Below are 21,624 nucleotides of genomic sequence, written 5' to 3'. Positions count from 1 at the left end.
GCAGCGCATCAGACCGCGGTGGCCTCGGGCACCGGCTTGCCGAGCAGGAAGTTCAGCTGGATGCGGTTGAAGGTGTCGGCATCCTCGAACTGCGGCCAGTGGCCGCAGCCATCCATCACCGTGAACAGCGCGCCGGGAATCATGGTGGCGATGCGCCGTCCTTCCGAGACATCTGCGGTGGGATCGTCGGAGGTCCACAGCACCAGCGTCGGCGCCTGGATGCGGCCATAGTCGCCGGCGCGCAGGATGTTGCGCTGGCGCGTCTCCATGTCCTGCAGCACCATGTTGCCGCGCTGCGCCTCGACCATGCCGGGCTGCGCATAGATCGCCTGGCGCGTGGCGACGAGGTCGTCGAAGACCTTGGACTTGTCGGCCATCAGCCATTCCACGCGCGCCTTGATGAAGTCCCAGCTCGGGTCTTCGACCGCGCGCATCGACAACGTCTTCAGGCGTTCCATCACCACGGGGTCGGCCTGCGAGCCGCCGGCGGTGTTCAGTACCAGGCGCTCGACACGACCGGGATGGTCGATCGCCAACTGCGAGGCGACCCAGCCGCCCAGCGATTCGCCGCTGAACGAGGCGCGTTCGATGTCGAGCGCATCGAGCACGCGGATCACGTGGTCGACATAGGCAGACACCTCGCGCGGGCCATCGGGCTTGTCGGTCCAGCCGTGGCCGATCATGTCGATGGCCCAGACGTCGAAGTGTTCGGCATGCGCCTTCAGGTTGCGCACATAGGCTTCGGCGTGGCCGCCGACGCCGTGCAGCAGGATCAGCGCGGGCTTGCTGCGGTCGCCGGCGTGCAGGTAGCGTGTCTGGATGCCGCCGGCATCGAGCCAGCCCTGGGTGAAGCTGACGCCGCGCAGGTCGGCCCAGATGCTCTGGAACGGCTTGGCGGCAGTGGTGGACGTATTGAGGGCGGTGGCCGGGACGGCTTGCGTCGACATTCGGTTGTCTCCAGGTTCTGTGCAGGGTGCCTGCATTCGGGGGGCTTGCTTTGAACGGAAGTCTAGAGACCGCATTGCTCGCGGCAAAAAAAATGTGCAAACTGTGCAAGGAGTGCACAACGTTGATTTAAAAGGATTTTTTATGGCGCTGGAACGGGATGCCATTTACGCCAATGTCAGGGGGCTGACGCGTGGCCTGGATGTGCTGCGGGCGCTGAACCGCATGGAAAGCGGGCGCGCGACGGCCCAGCAACTCGCGCAGGAGACGGGGCTGCATCGCACCACCGTACGGCGCCTGCTGGAGACGCTGGTGGCGCAGGGCTTCGTTCGTCGCAGCGAGTCGGACGACACCTTCCGCCTGACGCTGCAGGTGCGCGCGCTCAGCGAAGGCTTCACCGACGACGAATGGATCTCCACCACCGCCGCGCCGCTGATGGGCGAACTGCTGCAGCAAGTGGTATGGCCCTCCGACCTGACCACCCCCGACGGCGACGCGATGATCATCCGCGAGACCACGCACCGCTTCAGCCCGCTGTCGTTCCACCGCGCCATGGTGGGGCGGCGGCTGCCGATGCTGCTGACGGCGTCGGGGCGCGCCTACTTTGCCAACTGCACCGAGGCCGAGCAGGAGAGCATCGTCGCGATGCTGCGCTCAGGTGCCGGGGGCGAGCACCAGGCCGCGCTCGCCAGCGATGCGCAGTTCGTGCAGAACCTGGTGAAGCGTGTGCGGCAGGATGGCTTCAGCACCAATCATGGCGACTGGAGCGAGCAGCGCAACATCAGCGCCATTGCCGTGCCGCTGCGCGCGGGGGAACGCGTGCTCGGAAGCCTGAACGTGGTCTACCTGTCGCGCGCGCTCAAGCCGGCTGAGGCGGAGGCGAAGTTTGTGGCGCCGCTGGCTGGCATTGCGGGCAAGATCGCGGCGGGTATGGCTGGCGCCTGAGCGGACTGGCGCAGCAGCCGAATACACCCACCGTACCGCACCGCACCCATCCTGCTACAGCACATTCACATCCGCCGTGCCTGCCGCCACTTCAAGCACCCGCGTGCTTGCGGTCGCCGGCAGCGCCGGTGCGACGCCGCCGCTGATGGACTTCAGCGTATGGTACGTGCAGCTGAGCTTGTCCGGCGTCAGCGTCACCAGCGCGTATCCTTCCGCGTTGGTGTCGGCGTGGCGGATCCAGGAATTGAAGGCGCGCAGCGTGTTGTCGAACGCGTTGAACAGCACACCGCCCACGTCGCTGTAAACCAGTTCGCGCAACGCGGCGAATTCCTGGTCGTTGTCGACGATAGCGCGGAACGAACTCAGCAGCGAATTGCTGGACAACCCTGCGGTGACCAGGTCGACCATCACCGGCATGGGCGAGGCCGCATCGTAGTCGTCCATGACCTGGCCGCCGAAGAACCCATGGATGTCGCCGCTCAGCGCCACCACGTTGCGCACGCTGTTGGCCTTCAGGAACGCCATCAGGTTCTTGCGCTCGGCATTGAAGCCGTCCCACTGGTCGGTATTGAGGATAAACCGGTCGAGCAGCGAGATCGCCGGCAGCCGGCTTTCGATCAGCGGGCGGATGTTGGCGTCAAAGGCCGCCGCATCGATGCCGGCCTGCGACAGCAGGTTGCGCAATTCGGTGTACGCCAGGTTGGCATAGGTGCCAGCCGCCTTGGCCGTGGCCAGGTCGCTTTCCAGCGCGCTGGCGATGGCGGATTGCAGCGATGACAGCGCACTGTGGGCCTGCACCAGCGCCCGCGCGATCAGGTCGGCGATGGCCTTGGTGACGTCGACCTGCATGCGCAGCAGCGACAGCTGGTTGCCCCACAGCTTCCACGTGGTATTCGCCCCGCCCACGCGGTCCTGCCACCATGCGCGCTGCGTGTCGCCGAGCATCGATACCGGCGTCAGCGCATTGCCGGCGGCGCTGATCTTCTGCGCCTCGGTGGCGGCCAGCGTGTCGGCGGGAACGAGGTACAGGCTGCCCACGGTGCGGCCGATGGTTTCCTCCGGCATGACGTGGTTGGCGCGGTACAGGCGCTCGTCGGTCATCAGCAGCGTCGCCAGGTTGCCGAAGGTGAAAGAACGGTAGATCTGGATGTTCTGGAACGACGGGTTGCTGGTGTCGAGGCTGACGTCTGCGGGCAGGTATTCGAACCAGGCCTGGCTGGCCGCGCGCCGGCGCGCGGTGCGTGGCGTCTGGTCGTCGTCCGAGTCATAGGTCTGGCGGTCCTGCCAGCAGTTGTCCGAGAACTCATGGTCGTCCCAGATCGCGATCATCGGGAAGGCCGCGTGCAGCGCCTGCAAGCGGGTATCGCTGCGGTAGCTGCGGTACAGGTAACGGTAGTCGTCGAGCGTGGTGGCGTAGACGCTGGCATCCGGCAGCACCGTGCCGTTGGGCAGCTGCAGCGCGGTGTGGCGGTCTTCCACCAGGCCGGCGCGCGAGCCGCCGGGCACCGCTTCGTAGATGTAGTCGCCCACGTGGACGATGAAGTCCAGGTCCTGCTGCACCAGTTCTTCCATGCCGGCCCAATGGTTGGCGTTCCAGTCCTGGCAGCTGACAAAGGCAAAGCGCAGCTGCGACAGCGGCGTGCCGGCCGCAGCGGCGGTGCGCGTGCGGCCCACGGTGCTGGCGCGGTTGCCGAGCAGGAAGCGGTAAAAATAGCGCGTGCCGGCGGTGAGTCCCGTGACCTTGTTGCGAATGGTGTAGTCCCATTCCGGACGGGCCATCAGCGGCTCGTTGACCAGCAGCGATTGCGGCGCGAAATCCTGCTGCGTCGAGACTTGCAGGCGTACCACCACGGGCCGCTTGCCGTTGTTGCCTTCGACGCGGGTCCACACCACCACGCTGTCAGGCTTGGGATCTCCCGAGGCGACGCCATGTACGAAATTGAAGTTTTCCGGATTGCCGGTATCGGGCTCATCGCCGTCGTCACCGCCGCCGCAGGCGGTCAGGCCGCCGGTGGCGATCGTGACGGTCATGAAACTTCCCCACTTCAGGAACTGGCGTCGATCCATGATCGTTCTCCTACTCTCGGGTTGCGGAACGCAGCCGCGGCCCGGACGCCGGAGAGGGCATCAGCTTTTTGTGGGGAGCGTGACTGCTTGTTGCATGGATACTAGTGGCCGCCTTCTGTCTTCGCTGTCGGTGAGGCGCCGACATCGATATAGGAAAAGGATGACTGGTGCCGCGATGCGTTGTGCATGGGCTTGCCAGTCTTGCATGGCGGCGAGGCGCAGGCGTGCCGCCGCCACGCAATGATTCATCAACGACTAACTAAACTAAGGCACGTCGCGCTGCGGCGCGCCGTCATAGGTCCACAGGAACTGGCGCGGGATGGGTCCCTTGTTGCGCCCGCCCTGGCAGGTCTGCTCCCACGCGTGCGCAAGGATGCCGACCGAGCGCGACAGGCAGAACAGGCCGCGGGCCAGCGGGGCGGGGAAGCCCAGCTCGGCATAGATGACCGCGGTGGCGCCATCGATATTCATCGGAATGGCTTTGCTGCGTCCGGCGGACAGTGCCTGTTCGATCGCGCGCGCGATCGACGCACAGCGCCCGGTGACGACGCCATCGGCAGCGGCTTGTTCGACCAGCGCAAGCAGCCGCGGTGCGCGTGGGTCGACAGGATGGAAGCGGTGGCCAAAGCCAGAAACGAACTTGCCGTGCAGGTCGCGGTAGCCATGCAGTGCCGCGGCGACGGCATCGTCCATGCTGCTGCCGTTGTCGATGCGCGCGGCGACGTCCTGATACAGCGCCACCGCCTGCTCGCCGGCGCCGCCATGCACATCGCCCAGCACGTTGACCGCCGACGCCATCGCATTGTTCAGCCCCACGCCACAGGTGGCTGCCATGCGCGCGATGGCGATGCTAGGTGCCTGCGGGCCATGGTCGACCGCGGCCATCAGTGCGGCGTCGAGCAGTTCGCCCTGGCCCGGGCCCGGCAGTTCGCCGCGCAGCATCAGCCAGATCATCTGCGCGAACGAAACGCGGCCGATCAACTGCTCGATGGGATAGCCGCGGTAGCGGATCTCGCCGGGCTTCATGTCGATGATGCCGGTGTGCCACCAGTCCTGCGACAGGCGCTGGCCCGGGTCCATGTCGTCCTTGCCGTCCTTGCCGGCGTTGCTGGGTTGGCCGATGCCGCTCATATTGCGCGCTCCTGGCTGAGTTGGTCGATGTCCGTGCTGCTGTAGCCCAGGCTTTCCAGCACCTGGCGCGTGTGCTGGCCCAGCTCTGGCGGCGGCGCATCCACTGCCGGGGCCTCGCGGTTGAGCTTGAAGCCGGTGCGCACCACGCGGATGTCGCGGCCCACGCCGGGCACTTCGGCAAATTCGCCGATCATGCCGCGGTCGCGCACCTGCGGATGCGCCAGCGTGCCGGGCACATCGAGCACCGGGCCGGCGGGGACGCCGGCGGCATTCAGCAGCGGCCACCAATCGGTGGCCGGCTTCTTCGCCAGCTCCGCTTCCAGTGCTTCGGTCAACGCAGCGCGGTTGGCGAGCCGCGCCTGCCGCTGCGCGAAGCGCGTATCGCCCGCCAGGTCGGGACGGCCGACCACGCGGCACACCGCCTCGAACTGCTCCTGCTTGTTGGCGGCGATATTGAGCAGCCCGTCGCCGGTGCGGAAGGTGCCCGACGGGCTCGCGGTCATGTTCTCGTTGCCCATCGGCACCGGCGCCTTGCCGGCGATCAGGTGGTTGGAGACCACCCAGCCCATCGTGGCCAGCGTGGCCTCAAGCATCGATACGTCGATGAAATAGCCCTCGGTGCGCTGGTGGTCCGCCAGCGATGCCGCCACTGCAAACGCGGCGGTCAGGCCGCCAATGGTGTCGGACACCGGATAGCCGACGCGGTAGGGCGCCGTCTGCGGATCGCCGGTGATGCTCATCACGCCCGACATGCCCTGGATGATCTGGTCATAGGCCGGCAGTTCCGCCAGCGGCCCGTCCTGGCCGAAGCCGGAGATCGCGCAATAGACCAGCCGCGGGTTCTCCTGCCTGAGCGTCTCGTAGCCGAGCCCAAGCCGGTCCATCACGCCGGGGCGGAAGTTCTCGACCACCACGTCGGCGCTGCGCACCAGCTTGCGGAACACTTCCTTGCCGCGAGCGTGCTTGAGATTGATGGTCACCGACTGCTTGCCGGGGTTCTGTGCCAGGAAGGAGACGCCCATCAGGCGCTGGTTCAGCTCGGCATCCGCGCCCAGCTGGCGCGCGAGGTCGCCGGTGCCCGGCGTTTCCACCTTGATGACCTCGGCGCCCAGGTGGGCGAGCTGGTGGCAGCAGAACGGGCCGGCCAGCACGTTGGTGAGGTCGAGCACGCGGATGTTGCGCAAGGGCTTTTGCATGGTGTTGGTGTCTGATCCGTTGATGTCTGAACCGCTATTCGACGCGCGCGCCGGACTGGCGCACGATCTCGCCCCAGCGCATGTTCTCGCTCTGGATAAAGGCGCCGAGCTCCCTGGCGGTGCCGCCGCGCGGCTCGCTGCCTTCCTCGCGCAGCTTGCTGACGGTGTCGGCCTGCGCCAGCGCCTTGTTGACTTCGGCATTCAGCCGCGCCACCACCTCGGGCGGCGTGCCGGCCGGCGCCACCAGCGCCTTCCAGTCTTCCGCCTGGAAGCCGGCGTAGCCCGACTCGGCAACGGTAGGCACGGCGGACAGCAGCGGCATGCGCTTGGCCGAGGTCACCGCCAGCGCGCGGACCTTTCCAGCCTTGATCATGGGCATTGCGATCGGCGGCGTGGCGAAATAGAAGTCGGTCTGCCCGCCCATCAGGTCGGTCAGCGCCGGCGAGGCGCCCTTGTAGGGAACATGCAGCATCCTGATGCCGGCGCGCCGCGCGAACATCTCGCCGGTCAGGTGGCCGACCGTGCCGGTGCCTGCAGACGCCATCGACAGCTGCTTCGCCTTGGCCGCGGCCACCAGGTCGGCGACCGTCTTGTAGGGGGCGTCGTTGCGCACGATCAGCACCACCGGCTGTGCCGCTACCAGTACCACGGGCGTGAAATCCTTCTGCGCGTTGTAGGGCATCCTGGGGTACAGCGTGGGGTTGATCGCCAGGTTGGCGGTCTGGCCCATGCCCAGGGTGTAGCCGTCGGGCTTTGCCTTGGCCACGCTGTCGAGCCCGATATTGCCACCGGCGCCAGCGCGGTTTTCCACCACCACGTTCCACTTGGTCGCCATGCCGATCTTGTTGAAGACCAGCCGCGACAGCACGTCGGTGCCGCCGGCCGGCGGGAAGGGCACGATGAGGCGGACCGGTTGCGCGGGATAGGCGTCGGCGGCATGGGCGACGCCGGCGCCGGCGGCAAGCAGCGCCGGCAGCGCGCAGCAGGCAACGGCGCGAACCAGCGCGCGCGTCGGCTTTGCAAGCATCGGGGAAGGAAGGGATCGGCGGGTCATTGGGTCTCCTGACTGGCGGCGAGTGGGGCGTCGTTTTGTTCTTTCAGATAGAACATGGTTCTACAGAAAAGAACTTTAATGCCGTCCTGCAGCGAAACTAATCCGGGTATACCCGCGAATTTCGAGAATCTTAGGATTTGTGTTCTACTAGACAGAACTTCGACCGCTTTGCCCATGGAAGACAACCAACCCGCCCAACCTGCCGGCGCCCCCGATACCTCCAGCGGCGTCGCTGTACTGGACCGCGCCTTCGCCATCCTCGGCGCCTTCGGGCCGACCGACGAGCGCCTGTCGCTGACCGAACTGTCGCGCCGCACCGACCTGTACAAGAGCACCGTGCTGCGCCTGCTGGCGGCGCTGGAGCATGGCGGCTATATCCGCAAGCTCGACGACGGCCAGTATGCGATCGGGCCGCAGCCGCTGCGGCTGGCGGCGATCTACCAGCGCTCGTTCCGCGTCGGTCCGGTGATCGAGCCGCTGCTCGAGCAGGTCAGCCGCGAACTGGGCGAAACCTCATCGTTCTACGTGCGCCAGGGCGAGCAGCGCCTCGTGCTCTACCGCGTCGAGCCGGCGCGCGCCGTGCGCGTCTCGATCGGCGTCGGCGATGCCTTCCCGATCGACCGCGGCGCCTCGGGCAAGGTGCTGCGCGCTTTCACCGAACCCGGCGACGAGCGATGGGGCGAAGTGCGGGCGCGGCTATGGGCGGTGTCGTATGGCGAGCGCGATGCCGAGACCGCCTCGGCCTCGGTGCCGGTGTTCGGCGCCACCGGCGAGCTGGTGGGCGCGCTGACCTTGTCGGGCCCGAAGCAGCGGCTTGCCGCGGCGCCGACGATGTACGCGGCAGTGGCAACGTTGCTCAAGGTCGCGCGGCAGGCCACCGGGGTGCTAGGCGGCAATGGCGCCCGCTACGACCAGGGCATCGCGCAGCTGAGCATGGAGCAGGTCATGGCCAGCGGCGCGATCGGTGCCGGGGATGCAGACTAGCGGGCGTAGCGAAGGCTCGCGCCTATTCCGGCTGCTCGCAGAAGCGCAACCGGTTGCCGAACGGATCCGCTACCTGCAATTGCCTTCCCCAGCCGAGCGTCTCGATACCGGGGCGCGCATACGCATAGTCCTTCGCCGCCAGTTCGCGCTGCAGCGCATCGATGTCCTGCATCGGCACGAACACCGTCGATCCCGGCGTGGCGTCGCCGTAGTGCTCGCTCAAATGCAGCGCCAGGCCGGAGCGCCTGACCTGCATTAGGCCCTTCCACACGCCGGCACGCAGGCATCGCTGCCTGCGAGCCGGTTTTTTTTGCCAGTCAGAAGCCTGACGCGAAGCACATTTGGTCTCCTTGGTCTTGCAACCGGACGTTCTGTATCGCCAGGCGCGGCAATTGCTGGCGGTTGGATGGTCTTGTGATCGGCGTAAAGCACTCAATAGATATCGGCTATCCAGCCGATACGAGCACCGATCGCGAAGGTTCCCATTCCTCCCGTCCTCCAACTACCCAGCGCAAGGAGATCGATATGGCCGACAAACAGGCAAGGCCCAGGGCAAACAACGCTGCAGGCCAGGCGGCAGCAGGCACGCCGGCGGGCTACGGCGACGCCCGGCGCGGCACCGGCGGCGAACTGCACCAGACTGCCGGCAGCAGCCATCCGCCGCTGACCACCGCGCAGGGCATTCCCATTCCGGACAACCAGAACTCGCTCAGGGCAAATCCGCGCGGCCCGACTTTGCTCGAAGATTTCATCCTGCGCGAAAAAATTACACACTTCGACCATGAGCGCATCCCGGAGCGGATCGTCCACGCACGCGGCTCGGCCGCGCATGGCTACTTCGAGCTGACCGAGTCGCTCGCGGCTTTCACCACCGCCAGGATGCTGACCGAAGTCGGCGAGAAAACGCCGGTCTTTACCCGCTTTTCCACCGTGGCCGGCGGTGCGGGTTCGGTCGACACGCCGCGCGACGTGCGCGGCTTCGCGGTCAAGTTCTATACCAAGGAAGGCAACTGGGACCTGGTCGGCAACAACATCCCGGTGTTCTTTATCCAGGACGCGATGAAATTCCCGGACGTGGTCCACTCCGTCAAGATGGAGCCGGACCGGGGCTTCCCGCAATCGGCCAGCGCGCACGACACCTTCTGGGATTTCATCTCGCTTACGCCCGAGTCGATGCACATGGTGATGTGGATCATGTCGGACCGCACCATCCCGCGCTCGCTGCGCATGATCGAAGGCTTTGGCGTGCATAGCTTCCGGCTGCTCGACGGGCAGGGCAACTCCACCTTCGTCAAGTTTCACTGGCGGCCCAGGCTGGGCTTGCAGTCGACCGTGTGGGACGAGGCGGTCAAGATCGCCGGCGCCGATCCCGACTTCCATCGCCGCGACCTGTTCAACGCGATCCAGTCGGGCAACTTCCCTGAATGGGAACTGGGCGTGCAGCTCTTTACCGAGGACGACGCGGCGAAATTTCCGTTCGACCACCTCGATCCCACCAAGATCATCCCGGAAGAGACGGTACCGCTGAAGATCGTCGGCCGCATGGTGCTCGACCGCTGGCCCGACAACTTCTTTGCCGAGACCGAGCAGGTGGCCTTCTGCCCGGCCAATATCGTGCCGGGAGTGGATTTCTCCAACGACCCGCTGCTGCAGGGGCGGCTGTTCTCCTATCTTGACACGCAGCTGCTGCGGCTGGGCTCGCCGAACTTCCACCAGATCCCGGTCAACGCGCCCAAGTGCCCGTTCGCCCACCACCAGCGCGACGGCAAGATGCAGATGGAGGTGCCGCGCGGACGCGTGGCCTATGATCCCAGCTCGCTCGACGACGCATCGCCGCGCGAGGCGCCGGACCTCGGCTTCCCGAACGCGCGCGTGCCCGAGCAGGGCGACAAGGGCCGCATCCGCGCCGAGAGCTTTGCCGACCACTACAGCCAGGCGCGCATGTTCTTTCGCAGCCAGAACCGCGCAGAACAGGCGCATATCGCCTCGGCGCTGGTGTTCGAGCTGTCCAAGGTCGAGCATGTGCACGTGCGCGAGCGCATGGTGGCGCACCTGCGCAATATCGACGAAGGCCTGGGCCGGCGCGTCGCCGACGGCCTGGCGCTGGACCGGGTGCCCGATCCGCTGCCCACCGCCGCACCGGTGCAGGACCTGCCGCCGTCACCGGCGCTGCAGATCATCGACCGCATGAAAGACACGCTGCAGGGGCGCGAGGTTGGCATCCTGGTTGCCGATGGCTCCGATGGCGCGACCGTCGAGGCGATCCGGCAGGCTGCGGCCACCGCCGGCGCCACGGTCAGGATCGTCGCGCCCAAGGTGGGCGGCGCGGTAATGGCCGACGGCTCCAGGCTGGCCGCCGACGGGCAGCTTGCCGGCACCCCATCCGTGATGTTCGACGCGGTGGCGGTGGTGCTGTCCGCCGACGGCGCGGCGCAGCTGGCGCAGGAAAGCGCGGCGCTGGACTTCGTCTGCTTTGCCTACGCGCACCTGAAAGCCATCGCGGCCGATGCCGGCGGCGATGCGCTGCTGGCGCAGGCCAACCTCAAGCCCGATAACGGGGTGGTGCCGGCCGGCGATACCGCGCGCTTTATCGCGGCCGCCAAGACGCGGCAGTGGGACCGCGAGCCGCAGGTGCGGATGCTGGCGTAATGCCGGGACCGGCCCGCAATATAGCGCCGGCCGTGGCGGGCCGGCGTCCCACCGTAAGCGCCCGCGGTGCTTTGCCGGGCCTGAGCACGGCCGTTTCTCCAAGGGAAATCCACTAGAAACCCCCTCTGCCTTTGGCACATAATGTGCAAGCGATGCCGGTGAAACGGCACACGCGAGCGGGTTACCCGCCGCCACAGAGGGGAGACAATGAGCAGTTCAACCGACAAGTTCTCGGCGACCATGCGCGCCGGGCTGGCCGACCTTGCGCGCCGGCTGCGCTTTGCCATGGAGGAAGGCGCGATCTGGCTCGACGAGCAGCGCATGATCCTGATCCACACCGCGGCGCTTGGCGCGCTGCGCAAGGAGCTGGTCGACACCATGGGCATGGAGCGCGCGCGCGGCCTGTTTATGCGCATGGGCTTCCATTCCGGCATGCGCGATGCCGAGGTCGCGAAGAAGCTGCGCGCCGGCCAGAGCGATTTCGGCCAGCTCGAGATCGGGCCGTGCCTGCATACCATCGAGGGCGTGGTCCGCGTCACGCCGGTCAAGGTCGATATCGATATCGCCGCCGGCATCTACGACGGCGAATTCCTGTGGGAAGACTCGTTCGAGGGCGACGTGCACCGGCAACTGTTCGGTATTGTCGACGAGCCCGCCTGCTGGATGCAGATCGGCTATGCCACCGGCTACACTTCGGCGCTGATGGGCCGCACCATCCTCTATCGCGAGGTGGAGTGCATTGCCTGCGGCCATGCGCACTGCCGCATCGTCGGCAAGCCGGTCGAGGCCTGGGAAGACGGGCAGCAGGTGCTGGCGCTGTACCAGCCGGATCCCGTGATCGAAACCATCATGGCGCTGCAGAGCGAGGTCGAGAACCTGCGCGCGCTGCAAGAAACGCGCGCGACGCCGGCCGACCTGGTCGGCAGCTCGCCTGGCTTCCGTGCCGCATGGAACCTGCTGCAGCGCGCCGCGGCCAGCAACGTGACGGTGCTGCTGCTGGGCGAGACCGGCGTGGGCAAGGAGCGCTTTGCGCAGGCGCTGCACAGCGTCAGTGGCCGCGCTGACAAGCCTTTTGTCGCGGTCAACTGCGCGGCGATCCCGGACGAGCTGATCGAGTCGGAGCTGTTCGGCGTGGAGAAGGGCGCCTTCACCGGCGCGCACCAGTCGCGGCCCGGCCGTTTCGAGCGCGCGCACGGCGGCACGCTGTTCCTGGACGAGCTGGGGGAGTTGTCGGCATCGGCGCAGTCCAAGCTGCTGCGCGTGCTGCAGGAGGGAGAGGTCGAGCGCGTGGGCGGCTCGGGATCGCGCAAGGTCGATGTGCGGCTGGTGGCCGCGACTAATGTCGACCTGGCGCAGGCGGTCAGGGAAGGCACCTTCCGCAAGGATCTGTATTACCGGCTCAATGTGTATCCGGTGACGATTCCGCCGTTGCGGGAGCGGCTGGATGATATTCGTTTGCTGGCGGAACGCTTTCTGGCGCGCTATGGCGCGCGCCATGGGAAGCGCATCCTTGGCATTACCGATCGGGCGCTGGCGGAGCTGCGGCGCTATGACTGGCCGGGGAATGTGCGGGAACTGGAGAATGTGATTGAGCGGGGAGTGATTCTTGCAAGCAATGGGGGGCAGATTGGTGCGGATCATTTGTTCCTGCCGGCAAGCGCTGCGCCGCCGGTGGATACCGCACCACGCCTTGGTGCTGGCGGGACGCTGCCCGAACTGCGTGAGGCGGCTGTGCATGCGTTGCTTGACCAGTTGTCGGAGCAGCAGCTGGCGCTGGGGGATGTGGAGACGGTGTTGATGGAGGCTGCGATGCAGCGGACGGATGGGAATATGAGTCAGGCGGCGCGGTTGTTGGGGATTACGCGGCCGCAGTTGGCTTATCGGTGGAAGATTAGGAGAGGGGGGAATTGAAATTGCTTTAATCCCTTCGGCTCGGCATCTGGTAGCTATTTGATATGCCCTGGTTTCGCCCCTAAAGGGGCGAGTCACTTTTGCCCGAGCGGCAAAAGTAACCAAAAGCGCGTTAACTGCCCTGCGGGCGGCCACTCTTATCGTAGTGGGCAACGGCTTTCGTACGGGGCTTGGCTTCGTTGCAGGGCAGGACTGCCTGACGCCTTGGCGCGCCACCGTGGCTCGGGATTGACGCCATTGTTGAACGAGCCCAGAGCTGTTGGGTGGCCGCCTGCTGCTGGCGTCAACGCGGGGACGCCTACGGCTGCGCTGCGCGCCGGCAGCATCTCAGGTCAGGAGCTCCGGCACGAACGCGTCGCTGCGCTCGCTTGGCGCTATCGCCGATGAGCCCACAGGCGCATCCCTACCCATTGCTCGCTCCCCTCGTCCGCTTGCGGGAGAGGGGCCGGGGGAGAGGGCCGGAGCCTCCACGAAGTGCATCCAGCCAATTCCCTCAGACCGGGCCCCGGATTCTCATTAGCGATAGCCATATCGCCAAGCCCAGCAAACCAACTAGGACCCGCGCGCAGCGCAGCCGCAGGCGTTCCTACCACGCCGCCAGCAGCAGGGGCCACCCAACAGCTCTGGGCTCGTTCAAAAATCGAATCAATCCCAGCCACCGTGGCGCACCAGGGCGTCAGGCAGTCCTGCCCTGCAACGAAGCCAAGCCCCGTACGAAAGCCCCAGCCCACTACGATAAGAGTGGCCGTCCGCCCAGGACAGTAATGCGCTTTCTGGTGACTCTTTGTCGCTCGGACAAAGAGTTACCCGCCCTTTAGGGCGGAACCGGGCGCATCAAGTATCCGCCAGATGCCGAGCCGTCAGGCACAGCAAAACCTGGCTTCACCATTTAATCCATCCCCAGTCCATCCTGTCAGTTCCCGCGGTAGCGCAATGCTGCACTGCCTCACTGCATTTCCCCTGTCACATCAGCAACTTAAAGGCACAACCGTGTAACTAGCTGCTGCGCCGCAAGGCAAACACGCCCAATACCCCCGCTACCCGCAATCGCCCACCCCAAGCGGCTTTTGATCATTTGATCAAACACTCCCCCCAGCTTGATCAATCGAATGATCGCCACAACGCCAGCGCCTGCGGGTTAACGCCGACGCAAGCCACGCCCATCCCCCGCAATCCCTTATCCCACCAGCCTTCCAAGCCCTTGGCACAGTCTTCGCAATAACCCCCGCACCCCAAGCCATTGCGAAGGAGCCTGCCATGACCACCCCATCGGTCCCCTTGTTCGAAGCCACGCCGCGCTACGTCCGCGTCGAAGGCCGTACTCCGGAAGGCTTCGTGCAATTCGCCTTCAGCGTGGCCGACCCCGACCTCAACGTCGAACTGATCATGCCAGAGCCGATGTTCGAAGCCTTCTGCTGCGTCAACCGCGTGCGCTTCCTGCCGCCGCTGGCAGAAGCCCCGCAGCAAGACGAAGCCTGACAGAACCAACCCCACCCACCGCACCACAAGAGAGGGACACAGGAGACCAAGCGATGCAAGTCGATATCAAGACCCAGCAGATCCAGCCGCTGCGCCAGACCTACGGCCACGTGGCGCGCCGCTTCGGCGACAAGCCCGCGTCGCGCTACCAGGAGGCGACCTACGACGTGCAGTCGGAGGTCAACTTCCACTACCGCCCCACCTGGGACCCCGGCTTCGAGCTGTACGACAAGCGCCGCACCGCCATCGTGATGCAGGACTGGTACGCGCTAAAGGATCCGCGCCAGTACTACTACGGCGCCTACGTGACCACGCGCGGCCGCCAGCAGGATGCCGCCGAGAAGAACTTCGCCTTCGTCGAGAAGCGCGGCCTGCTGCAGGCGTTGCCGGCTGAATGGCAGGAGCGCCTGGCCACGGGCCTGCTGCCGCTGCGCCACGTGGAGTGGGGCGCGAACATGAACAACTTCTATTGCGCCGACTATGGCTGGGGCACGGCGATCACGCAGGCCTGCACCTACTGCGCGATGGATCGCCTCGGCATCGCGCAGTACCTGTCGCGCATCGGCATGCTGCTCGACGGCAATACCGGCGTGGCGCTGGAGCGCGCGAGAGTGGCGTGGCTGGAAGGCGCGGCGTGGCAGCCGCTGCGCCGCTATGTCGAACACAGCTTCGTCACCGATGACTGGTTCGAGACCTTCGTCGCGCAGAACCTGGTGCTCGACGGGCTGCTCTACCCGCTGGTCTACCAGCACGCCGACGCGGTCATCGTGCGCGCCTGCGGCACCGGCCTCGCCGTGCTGACCGAGTTCATGAATGACTGGCGCGACGAGCATGCGCGCTGGGTCGATGCGGTGATCCAGGCCGCCGCCGCGGAGTCCGACGCGAACCGCGCGCTGCTGTCCGGCTGGGCGCACGCCGCCGCGGCGCAGGTAGCCGAAGCGCTGGTCCCAGTTGCCAACGCACTGACCGGAGCCGACGGTGCCCAGATGGTGGCGTTGTGCCGCGAACAGTTTGAAGTCCGCCTGAACAAGCTCGGCCTTGCTGCCTGACTGCAAAGAAGGAGACCCGCCATGACGACCGCTGCCAACGTCTACATCGCCCTGCAGAACAACGACGACACCCGCCCCATCATCGACGCCATCACCGAAGCCAACCCGCACGCCGTGGTCTCGCAGTTCCCGGCCATGGTCAAGATCGACGCCCCCGGCCACCTGACCATCGTGCGCGAGCTGGTCGCCGGCAAGCTCGGCCGCGACTGGGACCTGCAGGAGATCCACCTCAACCTGATCTCGCTGTGCGGAAACATCGACGAAGACGAAGACGCCTTCACGCTGCGCTGGAACGCCTGACCCCACGCATACAGGACAACACGGAGACATCATGGACGCACGCAAGAAGCTCAACCTGCGCGAGAAGTACGCCTCGATGACGCGCGACCTCGCCTGGGAAACGACCTACGAGCCGATGGACCAGGTCTTTCCTTTCGACAAGTACGAAGGGATCAAGATCCACGACTGGGACAAGTGGGAAGACCCGTTCCGCATGACCATGGACGCCTACTGGAAATACCAGTCGGAGAAGGAGCGCAAGCTGTACGCGATCATCGACTCGTTCGTGCAGAACAACGGCCACCTCAACGTATCCGACCCGCGCTACCTGAACGCGCTGCGGCTGTTCCTGACCGGCGTGACGCCGCTTGAATATGCCGCGCACCGCGGCTATGCCCACCTGGGCCGGCACTTTCGCGGCGCCGGCGCGCGAGTGGCGGCGCAGATGCAGTCGATCGACGAACTGCGCCACGCGCAGACCCAGCTGCATACGCTGTCGGTCTACAACAAGTACTTCCACGGCTTCGGCGAATGGCGCCATATGCACGACCGGGTCTGGTACCTGTCGGTGCCCAAGTCCTACTTTGAAGACGCAATGAGCGCGGGGCCGTTCGAGTTCATCACCGCGATCTCGTTCTCGTTCGAATACGTGCTGACCAACCTGCTGTTCATGCCGTTCATGTCGGGCGCGGCGTACAACGGCGACATGGCCACCGTGACCTTCGGCTTCTCGGCGCAGTCGGACGAGTCGCGCCACATGACGCTGGGGCTGGAGGTGGTCAAGTTCCTGTGCGAGCAGGACCCCGGCAACATCCCGATCTTGCAGAAGTGGCTGGACAAATGGTTCTGGCGCGGCTTCCGCCTGCTGACGCTGGTCGGGATGATGATGGACTACATGCTGCCCAAGCGCGTGATGTCGTGGGCCGAGGCGTGGGAGATGTACTTCGAGCAGGCCGGCGGCGCGCTGTTCAAGGACCTGGAGCGCTACGGGCTGCGCATGCCCAAGTACCACGAGGTCGCCACCAGGACCAAGGACCGCATCACGCACGAGGCGTGGGGCACTTTCTACAACTACGCGGCCGCGGCGGGCTTCCACACCTGGATCCCGAAGGCCGACGAGATGGCGTGGCTGGTCGAGAAATACCCCCAGACCTTCGAGCGCTACTACAAGCCGCGCCTGGACCACTGGCAGGATCGGCAGCAGGCCGGCGGGCGCTTCTACAACGCCACGCTGCCGATGCTGTGCCAGACCTGCCAGATCCCGATGGTGTTCTCCGAAGCGGACGACCCCACCCAGACCTGCTACCGCGAAAGCAGCTACCACGGCATGAAGTTCCACTTCTGCTCCGACGGCTGCAAGGACATCTTCGACGACGAGCCGGGCAAGTACGCGCAGGCCTGGCTGCCGGTGCACCAGATCTACCAGGGCAATTGCGGCGGCGCCACGCTGCCTGAGGTGCTGCAGTGGTACCGCATCAATCAGGGCGCCGACAACCTCGACTTCGAAGGCTCGCAGGACCAGCGCAACTGGAATGCCTGGAAGGGCATCGCGCCGGCCGCCTGAGCGACGCATCACAGACAAGGAGACAACCATGCCCGTCGTATCCATCGGCGACTACACCTTCGCGCCGGCCGACCGCGAAGACGCGTTCCACGGCAACCGCCTGCTCTATATCGGCTGGGACGGCCACCTGCTGTTCTGCGCGCCGCACTGCTTCCCGTTTGCGCCGTCGATGCCGCTGCGCGCGGTGGTGCAGGACGTGCTTCCTGGCGTCTACGGCTATCACCCGGACTTCGCCCGCATCGACTGGAGCGCGGTGCAGTGGCTGCGCGGCGGCCAGCCGTGGCAGCCCGACCTGGACCGCACGCTGGCAGAGAACGGCCTGGGCCACAAGGACGTGATCCGCTTCCGCACACCAGGGCTGGATGGCATCGGCGGCAGCGGCAGCTGATGCGCGGTTGGCAAGCAAGGAGACCGAGATGTATTCGCTGACCATTGAACCGATCGGCCAGACCATTCCCATCGCGCCGGGGCAGACCGTGCTCGATGCCTGCCTGCGCAACGGCGTGTGGCTGCCGCATGCCTGCTGCCATGGCCTGTGCGCCACCTGCAAGGTGCAGGTGGTCGACGGCGAGGTCGACCAGGGCGATGCCTCCGGCTTCGCGCTGATGGACTTCGAGCGCGACAACGGGCAGTGCCTGGCCTGCTGCGCCACCGCGCAGTCAGACCTCGTGATCGAAGCCGATATCGAGGAAGACGCCGACGCCGAAGGCCTGCCGCTGGCCGACTACCGCGCCGAGGTGGTGGCCACGCGCGCGCTGACGCCGACCATCCTCGGCATCTGGCTGAAGCCGAAGGACGGCCAGCGCACCGCGTTCCAGGCCGGCCAGTACCTGAACCTGCAGGTGCCGGGCTGCGACCAGCCCCGTGCCTTCTCGCTTGCCAGCAAGCCCGGCGATGAACTGGTCGAGCTGCATGTGCGCCGCGTGCCCGGCGGGCCCGCCACCACATGGCTGCACGAGCAGCTGGCCGTAGGCAGCGAACTGCGTTTCTCGGCCCCGTACGGGCGCTTCTTCGTGCGCAAGTCGGCGCAGGTGCCGATGCTGTTCCTGGCCGGCGGCTCGGGCCTGTCCAGCCCGCGCTCGATGATCCTCGACCTGCTCGCCGCCGGCGAAACGCTGCCGATCACGCTGGTGCAGGGCGCGCGCAACCGTGATGAGCTGTACTACGACGACGAGTTCCACGCGCTGGCGCAGGCGCATGCAAACTTCCGCTACGTGCCGGCGCTGTCGGACGAGCCCGCCGGCAGCGGCTGGGACGGCGCGCGCGGCTACGTGCATGACGTGCTGCACCAGCTCTACGCAAAGGACGGCAGCGCCGACTTCCGCGGCCACAAGGCTTACCTGTGCGGGCCGCCGCCGATGATCGAGGCCTGCATCCGCACGTTGATGCAGGGACGCCTGTTCGAGGCGGATATCCACACAGAGAAGTTCCTGTCCGCGGGCGATGCGCAGAACAGCGCGCGCAGCCCGCTGTTCAAGATCTGATCGGGGAGGGCCATGCATGCATACCGTCGAAATCGCCGGCAGCGGCCAGCGCTACGCATGCGCGCCGGAGCAGAACCTGTTGCGGGCCATGGAAGTGCTGGGCCAGCGTGGCATTCCCGCCGGCTGCCGCGGTGGCGGCTGCGGTGTGTGCAAGGTGCGTATTGAGGCCGGGCACTACCACGTGGGCAAGATGAGCCGCACCTGCCTGTCCGAGTCGGAGCAGCGCGACGGACTGGTGCTCGCCTGCAAGACCTATCCCGACAGCGATATCCGGCTGCGCCCGGTGGCGCTGCTGCAGCGCTGCCTGGAGCGGCATGCCGGCAAAAGCAATCACGCATGACCAAGCAGTGAAGACACACACAAGGAGACAGACATGGCATTGACTGGCGTATTGCGCCCGGGGCATGTGGCCCTGCGCGTGCTGGAGCTGGAACCGGCGGTAAAGCACTACACCGAGGTCCTCGGCCTGATCGAAACCGCCCGCGACGAGCACGGCCGCGTGTTCCTGAAGGCGTGGGACGAGCACGACCACCACAGCGTGGTGCTGCGCGAGTCCGACAGCCCGGGCATGGACTACATGGGTTTTCGCGTCGACAGCGGCCGCACGCTGGAGCGGCTGGCGCAGGAGGTGGAGCAGTCGGGGCTGGCCACCGAATGCCAGTGGATCGCCGCGGGCGAGCATCCGCACACCGGCGTGCGCTTCCGCTTCACGATTCCCACCGGCCATGCGATGGAGCTGTTCGCGGACAAGGACAAGCCCGGCTGCAAGACCGGAGACCTCAACCCGGATCCCTGGCCGGACGACCTGCGCGGCATGGCGCCCAGCCGCTTCGACCACTGCCTGCTGTATGGCGACGATGTCGACGGCACGGTGAAGCTGTTCCGCGATGTGCTGGGGTTCTCGCTGGCGGAGCAGGTGGTGGCCGGGCCGGACGGCGAGGTGCTGATCGGTGCCTTCCTGACATGCTCGAACAAGGCGCATGACGTGGCCTTCATCCGGCACCCGGAGAAGAACCGCTTCCACCATGCGTCGTTCCTGCTCGACAACTGGAGCGAGGTGCTGAAGGCGGCGGACATTATTTCCAAGAAGGACGTGTCGCTGGATATCGGGCCGACGCGGCATGGGATCACGCGCGGGGCGACGATCTACTTCTTCGATCCTTCGGGAAACCGGAACGAGGTGTTTTCCGGTGGCTATATCCACTATCCGGACAAGCCGACGATCACGTGGACGGACAACGAGCTGGGCAAGGCGATTTTCTATCACGACCGCAAGCTGAACGAGGCGTTTTTGAATGTGCTGACTTGAGAACGCATTGCGCCAGCCCGCAGCTGGTTTGCTCCCTCTCCCGCTTGCGGGAGAGGGAGCAACCAATCGGTGAGCGGGAAAGCCGTAGTGGATACGTCGCCCAACACAGAGAACCAACATGAAAGACTTCAAGAACTTCATCAACGGCGAGTGGGTCGGCACTACCCGCACGTTCCCCAACCGCAACCCCGCCGACAACACCGTGATCGGCCATGTCCACGAAGCCGGCCAGGCCGAAGTCGACGCCGCCGTGCAGGCCGCGCGCAATGCGCTGCATGGTCCCTGGGGCCGCATGACCGTAGCGCAGCGCGTCGAACTGCTGCACGCCGTCGCCGACGGCATCAACCGCCGCTTCGAGGAATTCGTGCAGGCCGAGATTGCCGATACCGGCAAGCCCTATGCGCTCGCGAGCCATATCGACATCCCCCGCGGCGCGGCCAACTTCAAGGTCTTCGCCGACCTGATCCGCAACGTGCCCACCGAAAGCTTCGCCATGGATACACCGGATGGCGGCAAGGCCATCAACTATGCGGTGCGCAGCCCGCGCGGCGTGATCGGCGTGGTCTGCCCATGGAACCTGCCGTTGCTGCTGATGACGTGGAAGGTCGGCCCCGCGCTGGCCTGCGGCAATACCGTGGTGGTCAAGCCGTCCGAGGAAACCCCCGCCACCGCCACGCTGCTGGGCGAGGTTATGAACGAGGCCGGCGTGCCGCCGGGCGTCTACAACGTGGTCCACGGCTTTGGCCCGGATTCCGCTGGCGCCTTCCTGACGGCGCATCCGCAAGTCAACGGCATCACCTTCACCGGCGAAACGCGCACCGGCGAAGCGATCATGAAGGCCGCCGCCAGCGGCGTGCGTCCGGTGTCGTTTGAACTGGGCGGCAAGAACGCGGGCATCGTCTTCGCCGATGCCGATTTCGACAAGGCGGTCGCCGGCATCACCCGCTCGGCATTCGAGAACAGCGGCCAGGTCTGCCTGGGCACCGAGCGCGTCTACGTGCAGCGCCCGATCTTCGAGCGCTTCGTCGCCGCGCTCAAGGCCAGGGCTGAAGGGCTGAAGCTCGGCGCACCGACGGAAACCGGCGTCAACATGGGGCCGCTGGTCTCGCATGAGCACCGCGACAAGGTGCTGTCCTACTACCGCAAGGCCGCCGAGGAAGGCGCCACGGTGATAACCGGCGGAGGCGTGCCGCAGATGCAGGGCAAGCTCGCCGAAGGCGCCTGGGTGCAGCCGACCATCTGGACCGGCCTGCCGGAAAGCGCCGCGGTGATTCGCGAGGAGATCTTCGGACCGTGCTGCCATATCGCCCCGTTCGACACCGAAGAGGAAGTCATCGCGCTGGCCAACGCCACGCCGTATGGTCTCGCGGCCACCGTGTGGACCGGCGACCTCGGCACCGCGCACCGCATGGGCAGCGCGCTGGAAGTCGGCATTTGCTGGATCAACGCGTGGTTCCTGCGCGACCTGCGCACCGCGTTCGGCGGCGCGAAGCAATCCGGCATCGGCCGCGAAGGCGGCGTCCATTCGCTCGAGTTCTACACCGAGCTGCGCAACGTCTGCGTCAAACTGTGAGCCAC

The 21,624-nt window shown here is 66.2% G+C and carries 18 protein-coding genes and 1 pseudogene; 13 read left to right on the top strand and 6 right to left on the bottom strand.

Annotation, left to right across the window (positions count from 1 at the left end; translation table 11 throughout):
* Positions 1 to 8: 8 nt before the first annotated feature.
* On the bottom strand, positions 9 to 947 hold the full coding sequence (locus AC5WJ1_RS20515; protein ID WP_135703544.1) for an alpha/beta fold hydrolase: 939 nt from the start codon (positions 945 to 947) through the stop codon (positions 9 to 11).
* Positions 948 to 1,089: 142 nt separating this feature from the next.
* Between AC5WJ1_RS20515 and AC5WJ1_RS20510 the strand changes: the two genes are divergently transcribed.
* Entirely contained in the window at positions 1,090 to 1,890 is an 801-nt protein-coding gene (locus AC5WJ1_RS20510) for a DNA-binding transcriptional regulator (RefSeq protein WP_135703545.1), read from the top strand.
* A gap of 54 nt (positions 1,891 to 1,944) precedes the next feature.
* Here the strand turns inward: AC5WJ1_RS20510 and AC5WJ1_RS20505 are convergent, their stop codons facing one another.
* From AC5WJ1_RS20505 to AC5WJ1_RS20490, 4 genes are all read right to left on the bottom strand, one after another.
* Positions 1,945 to 3,957: an alkaline phosphatase D family protein gene (locus tag AC5WJ1_RS20505; RefSeq protein ID WP_135703546.1), complete on the bottom strand. Its 2,013-nt coding sequence runs from the start codon at positions 3,955 to 3,957 to the stop codon at positions 1,945 to 1,947.
* 264 nt (positions 3,958 to 4,221) lie between these two features.
* Positions 4,222 to 5,088: a citryl-CoA lyase gene (locus tag AC5WJ1_RS20500; RefSeq protein ID WP_135703547.1), complete on the bottom strand. Its 867-nt coding sequence runs from the start codon at positions 5,086 to 5,088 to the stop codon at positions 4,222 to 4,224.
* Positions 5,085 to 6,284 (bottom strand): CaiB/BaiF CoA transferase family protein, encoded by a 1,200-nt coding sequence (locus AC5WJ1_RS20495; protein WP_135703548.1) that lies wholly within the window; start codon positions 6,282 to 6,284, stop codon positions 5,085 to 5,087. Before AC5WJ1_RS20495 ends, AC5WJ1_RS20500 begins: the two co-directional genes overlap by 4 nt.
* A 34-nt stretch (positions 6,285 to 6,318) precedes the next feature.
* Entirely contained in the window at positions 6,319 to 7,338 is a 1,020-nt protein-coding gene (locus AC5WJ1_RS20490; RefSeq protein ID WP_431189854.1) for a Bug family tripartite tricarboxylate transporter substrate binding protein, read from the bottom strand.
* A gap of 174 nt (positions 7,339 to 7,512) precedes the next feature.
* On the opposite strand from AC5WJ1_RS20490, the gene AC5WJ1_RS20485 reads away from it, so the two are divergent.
* Positions 7,513 to 8,322: an IclR family transcriptional regulator gene (locus AC5WJ1_RS20485; protein WP_133093346.1), complete on the top strand. Its 810-nt coding sequence runs from the start codon at positions 7,513 to 7,515 to the stop codon at positions 8,320 to 8,322.
* A 22-nt stretch (positions 8,323 to 8,344) separates the two neighbouring features.
* Here AC5WJ1_RS20485 and AC5WJ1_RS20480 read toward each other — a convergent pair.
* Positions 8,345 to 8,575 (bottom strand): annotated as a pseudogene (locus tag AC5WJ1_RS20480) (glyoxalase superfamily protein); the annotation flags it as partial.
* 272 nt (positions 8,576 to 8,847) lie between these two features.
* Here AC5WJ1_RS20480 and AC5WJ1_RS20475 point away from each other — a divergent pair.
* The 11 genes from AC5WJ1_RS20475 to AC5WJ1_RS20425 all read left to right on the top strand — a co-directional run bounded on the left by AC5WJ1_RS20475 (position 8,848) and on the right by AC5WJ1_RS20425 (position 21,619).
* Positions 8,848 to 10,971 (top strand): catalase, encoded by a 2,124-nt coding sequence (locus tag AC5WJ1_RS20475; RefSeq protein ID WP_135703549.1) that lies wholly within the window; start codon positions 8,848 to 8,850, stop codon positions 10,969 to 10,971.
* Between the two features lie 207 nt (positions 10,972 to 11,178).
* Entirely contained in the window at positions 11,179 to 12,882 is a 1,704-nt protein-coding gene (gene poxR / locus AC5WJ1_RS20470; RefSeq protein WP_135703550.1) for a phenol degradation transcriptional regulator PoxR, read from the top strand.
* A gap of 1,257 nt (positions 12,883 to 14,139) precedes the next feature.
* A complete protein-coding gene (locus tag AC5WJ1_RS20465; protein WP_133094757.1) occupies positions 14,140 to 14,361 on the top strand; it encodes a phenol hydroxylase subunit in 222 nt (73 codons plus the stop codon).
* Positions 14,362 to 14,414: 53 nt separating this feature from the next.
* Positions 14,415 to 15,410, top strand: coding sequence for an aromatic/alkene monooxygenase hydroxylase subunit beta (locus AC5WJ1_RS20460; protein WP_133094758.1), 996 nt, complete (start codon positions 14,415 to 14,417; stop codon positions 15,408 to 15,410).
* A gap of 21 nt (positions 15,411 to 15,431) precedes the next feature.
* Entirely contained in the window at positions 15,432 to 15,710 is a 279-nt protein-coding gene (locus tag AC5WJ1_RS20455) for an MmoB/DmpM family protein (RefSeq protein WP_133094759.1), read from the top strand.
* A 31-nt stretch (positions 15,711 to 15,741) separates the two neighbouring features.
* Positions 15,742 to 17,253 carry an aromatic/alkene/methane monooxygenase hydroxylase/oxygenase subunit alpha gene (locus AC5WJ1_RS20450; RefSeq protein WP_494476931.1) on the top strand — a complete coding sequence of 504 codons (1,512 nt, stop codon included), beginning with the start codon at positions 15,742 to 15,744 and terminating at the stop codon, positions 17,251 to 17,253.
* 28 nt (positions 17,254 to 17,281) lie between these two features.
* The gene (locus AC5WJ1_RS20445) at positions 17,282 to 17,641 is read left to right on the top strand and encodes a phenol hydroxylase subunit P4 (protein ID WP_133094761.1); all 360 of its coding nucleotides are present in this window, start codon (positions 17,282 to 17,284) and stop codon (positions 17,639 to 17,641) included.
* A gap of 28 nt (positions 17,642 to 17,669) precedes the next feature.
* Positions 17,670 to 18,737, top strand: coding sequence for an NADH:ubiquinone reductase (Na(+)-transporting) subunit F (locus tag AC5WJ1_RS20440; protein ID WP_133094762.1), 1,068 nt, complete (start codon positions 17,670 to 17,672; stop codon positions 18,735 to 18,737).
* Positions 18,738 to 18,753: 16 nt separating this feature from the next.
* Positions 18,754 to 19,077: a 2Fe-2S iron-sulfur cluster binding domain-containing protein gene (locus AC5WJ1_RS20435; protein ID WP_133094763.1), complete on the top strand. Its 324-nt coding sequence runs from the start codon at positions 18,754 to 18,756 to the stop codon at positions 19,075 to 19,077.
* Between the two features lie 33 nt (positions 19,078 to 19,110).
* Positions 19,111 to 20,046, top strand: coding sequence for a catechol 2,3-dioxygenase (locus AC5WJ1_RS20430; protein ID WP_133094764.1), 936 nt, complete (start codon positions 19,111 to 19,113; stop codon positions 20,044 to 20,046).
* Positions 20,047 to 20,164: 118 nt separating this feature from the next.
* The gene (locus tag AC5WJ1_RS20425; protein WP_135703552.1) at positions 20,165 to 21,619 is read left to right on the top strand and encodes a 2-hydroxymuconic semialdehyde dehydrogenase; all 1,455 of its coding nucleotides are present in this window, start codon (positions 20,165 to 20,167) and stop codon (positions 21,617 to 21,619) included.
* The last annotated feature ends 5 nt before the right edge of the window (positions 21,620 to 21,624 follow it).

It is taken from the genome of Cupriavidus sp. MEYA8 (genome assembly GCF_059278825.1).
The sequence above is the reverse complement of the archived record's forward strand: the minus strand, read 5'-3'. Positions and strand labels throughout refer to the sequence as shown.

Excerpts from the sequence above, each read along its gene's own strand:
- AC5WJ1_RS20460 (WP_133094758.1), top strand. The coding sequence starts at position 14,415 with ATGCAAGTCGATATCAAGACCCAGCAGATCCAGCCGCTGCGCCAGACC.
- AC5WJ1_RS20450 (WP_494476931.1), top strand. The coding sequence starts at position 15,742 with ATGGACGCACGCAAGAAGCTCAACCTGCGCGAGAAGTACGCCTCGATG.
- AC5WJ1_RS20425 (WP_135703552.1), top strand. The coding sequence starts at position 20,165 with ATGAAAGACTTCAAGAACTTCATCAACGGCGAGTGGGTCGGCACTACC.
- AC5WJ1_RS20455 (WP_133094759.1), top strand. The coding sequence starts at position 15,432 with ATGACGACCGCTGCCAACGTCTACATCGCCCTGCAGAACAACGACGAC.
- AC5WJ1_RS20500 (WP_135703547.1), bottom strand. The coding sequence starts at position 5,088 with ATGAGCGGCATCGGCCAACCCAGCAACGCCGGCAAGGACGGCAAGGAC.
- AC5WJ1_RS20495 (WP_135703548.1), bottom strand. The coding sequence starts at position 6,284 with ATGCAAAAGCCCTTGCGCAACATCCGCGTGCTCGACCTCACCAACGTG.
- AC5WJ1_RS20445 (WP_133094761.1), top strand. The coding sequence starts at position 17,282 with ATGCCCGTCGTATCCATCGGCGACTACACCTTCGCGCCGGCCGACCGC.
- AC5WJ1_RS20505 (WP_135703546.1), bottom strand. The coding sequence starts at position 3,957 with ATGGATCGACGCCAGTTCCTGAAGTGGGGAAGTTTCATGACCGTCACG.
- AC5WJ1_RS20465 (WP_133094757.1), top strand. The coding sequence starts at position 14,140 with ATGACCACCCCATCGGTCCCCTTGTTCGAAGCCACGCCGCGCTACGTC.
- AC5WJ1_RS20510 (WP_135703545.1), top strand. The coding sequence starts at position 1,090 with ATGGCGCTGGAACGGGATGCCATTTACGCCAATGTCAGGGGGCTGACG.
- AC5WJ1_RS20490 (WP_431189854.1), bottom strand. The coding sequence starts at position 7,338 with ATGACCCGCCGATCCCTTCCTTCCCCGATGCTTGCAAAGCCGACGCGC.
- poxR (WP_135703550.1), top strand. The coding sequence starts at position 11,179 with ATGAGCAGTTCAACCGACAAGTTCTCGGCGACCATGCGCGCCGGGCTG.
- AC5WJ1_RS20440 (WP_133094762.1), top strand. The coding sequence starts at position 17,670 with ATGTATTCGCTGACCATTGAACCGATCGGCCAGACCATTCCCATCGCG.
- AC5WJ1_RS20475 (WP_135703549.1), top strand. The coding sequence starts at position 8,848 with ATGGCCGACAAACAGGCAAGGCCCAGGGCAAACAACGCTGCAGGCCAG.
- AC5WJ1_RS20515 (WP_135703544.1), bottom strand. The coding sequence starts at position 947 with ATGTCGACGCAAGCCGTCCCGGCCACCGCCCTCAATACGTCCACCACT.
- AC5WJ1_RS20430 (WP_133094764.1), top strand. The coding sequence starts at position 19,111 with ATGGCATTGACTGGCGTATTGCGCCCGGGGCATGTGGCCCTGCGCGTG.
- AC5WJ1_RS20435 (WP_133094763.1), top strand. The coding sequence starts at position 18,754 with ATGCATACCGTCGAAATCGCCGGCAGCGGCCAGCGCTACGCATGCGCG.
- AC5WJ1_RS20485 (WP_133093346.1), top strand. The coding sequence starts at position 7,513 with ATGGAAGACAACCAACCCGCCCAACCTGCCGGCGCCCCCGATACCTCC.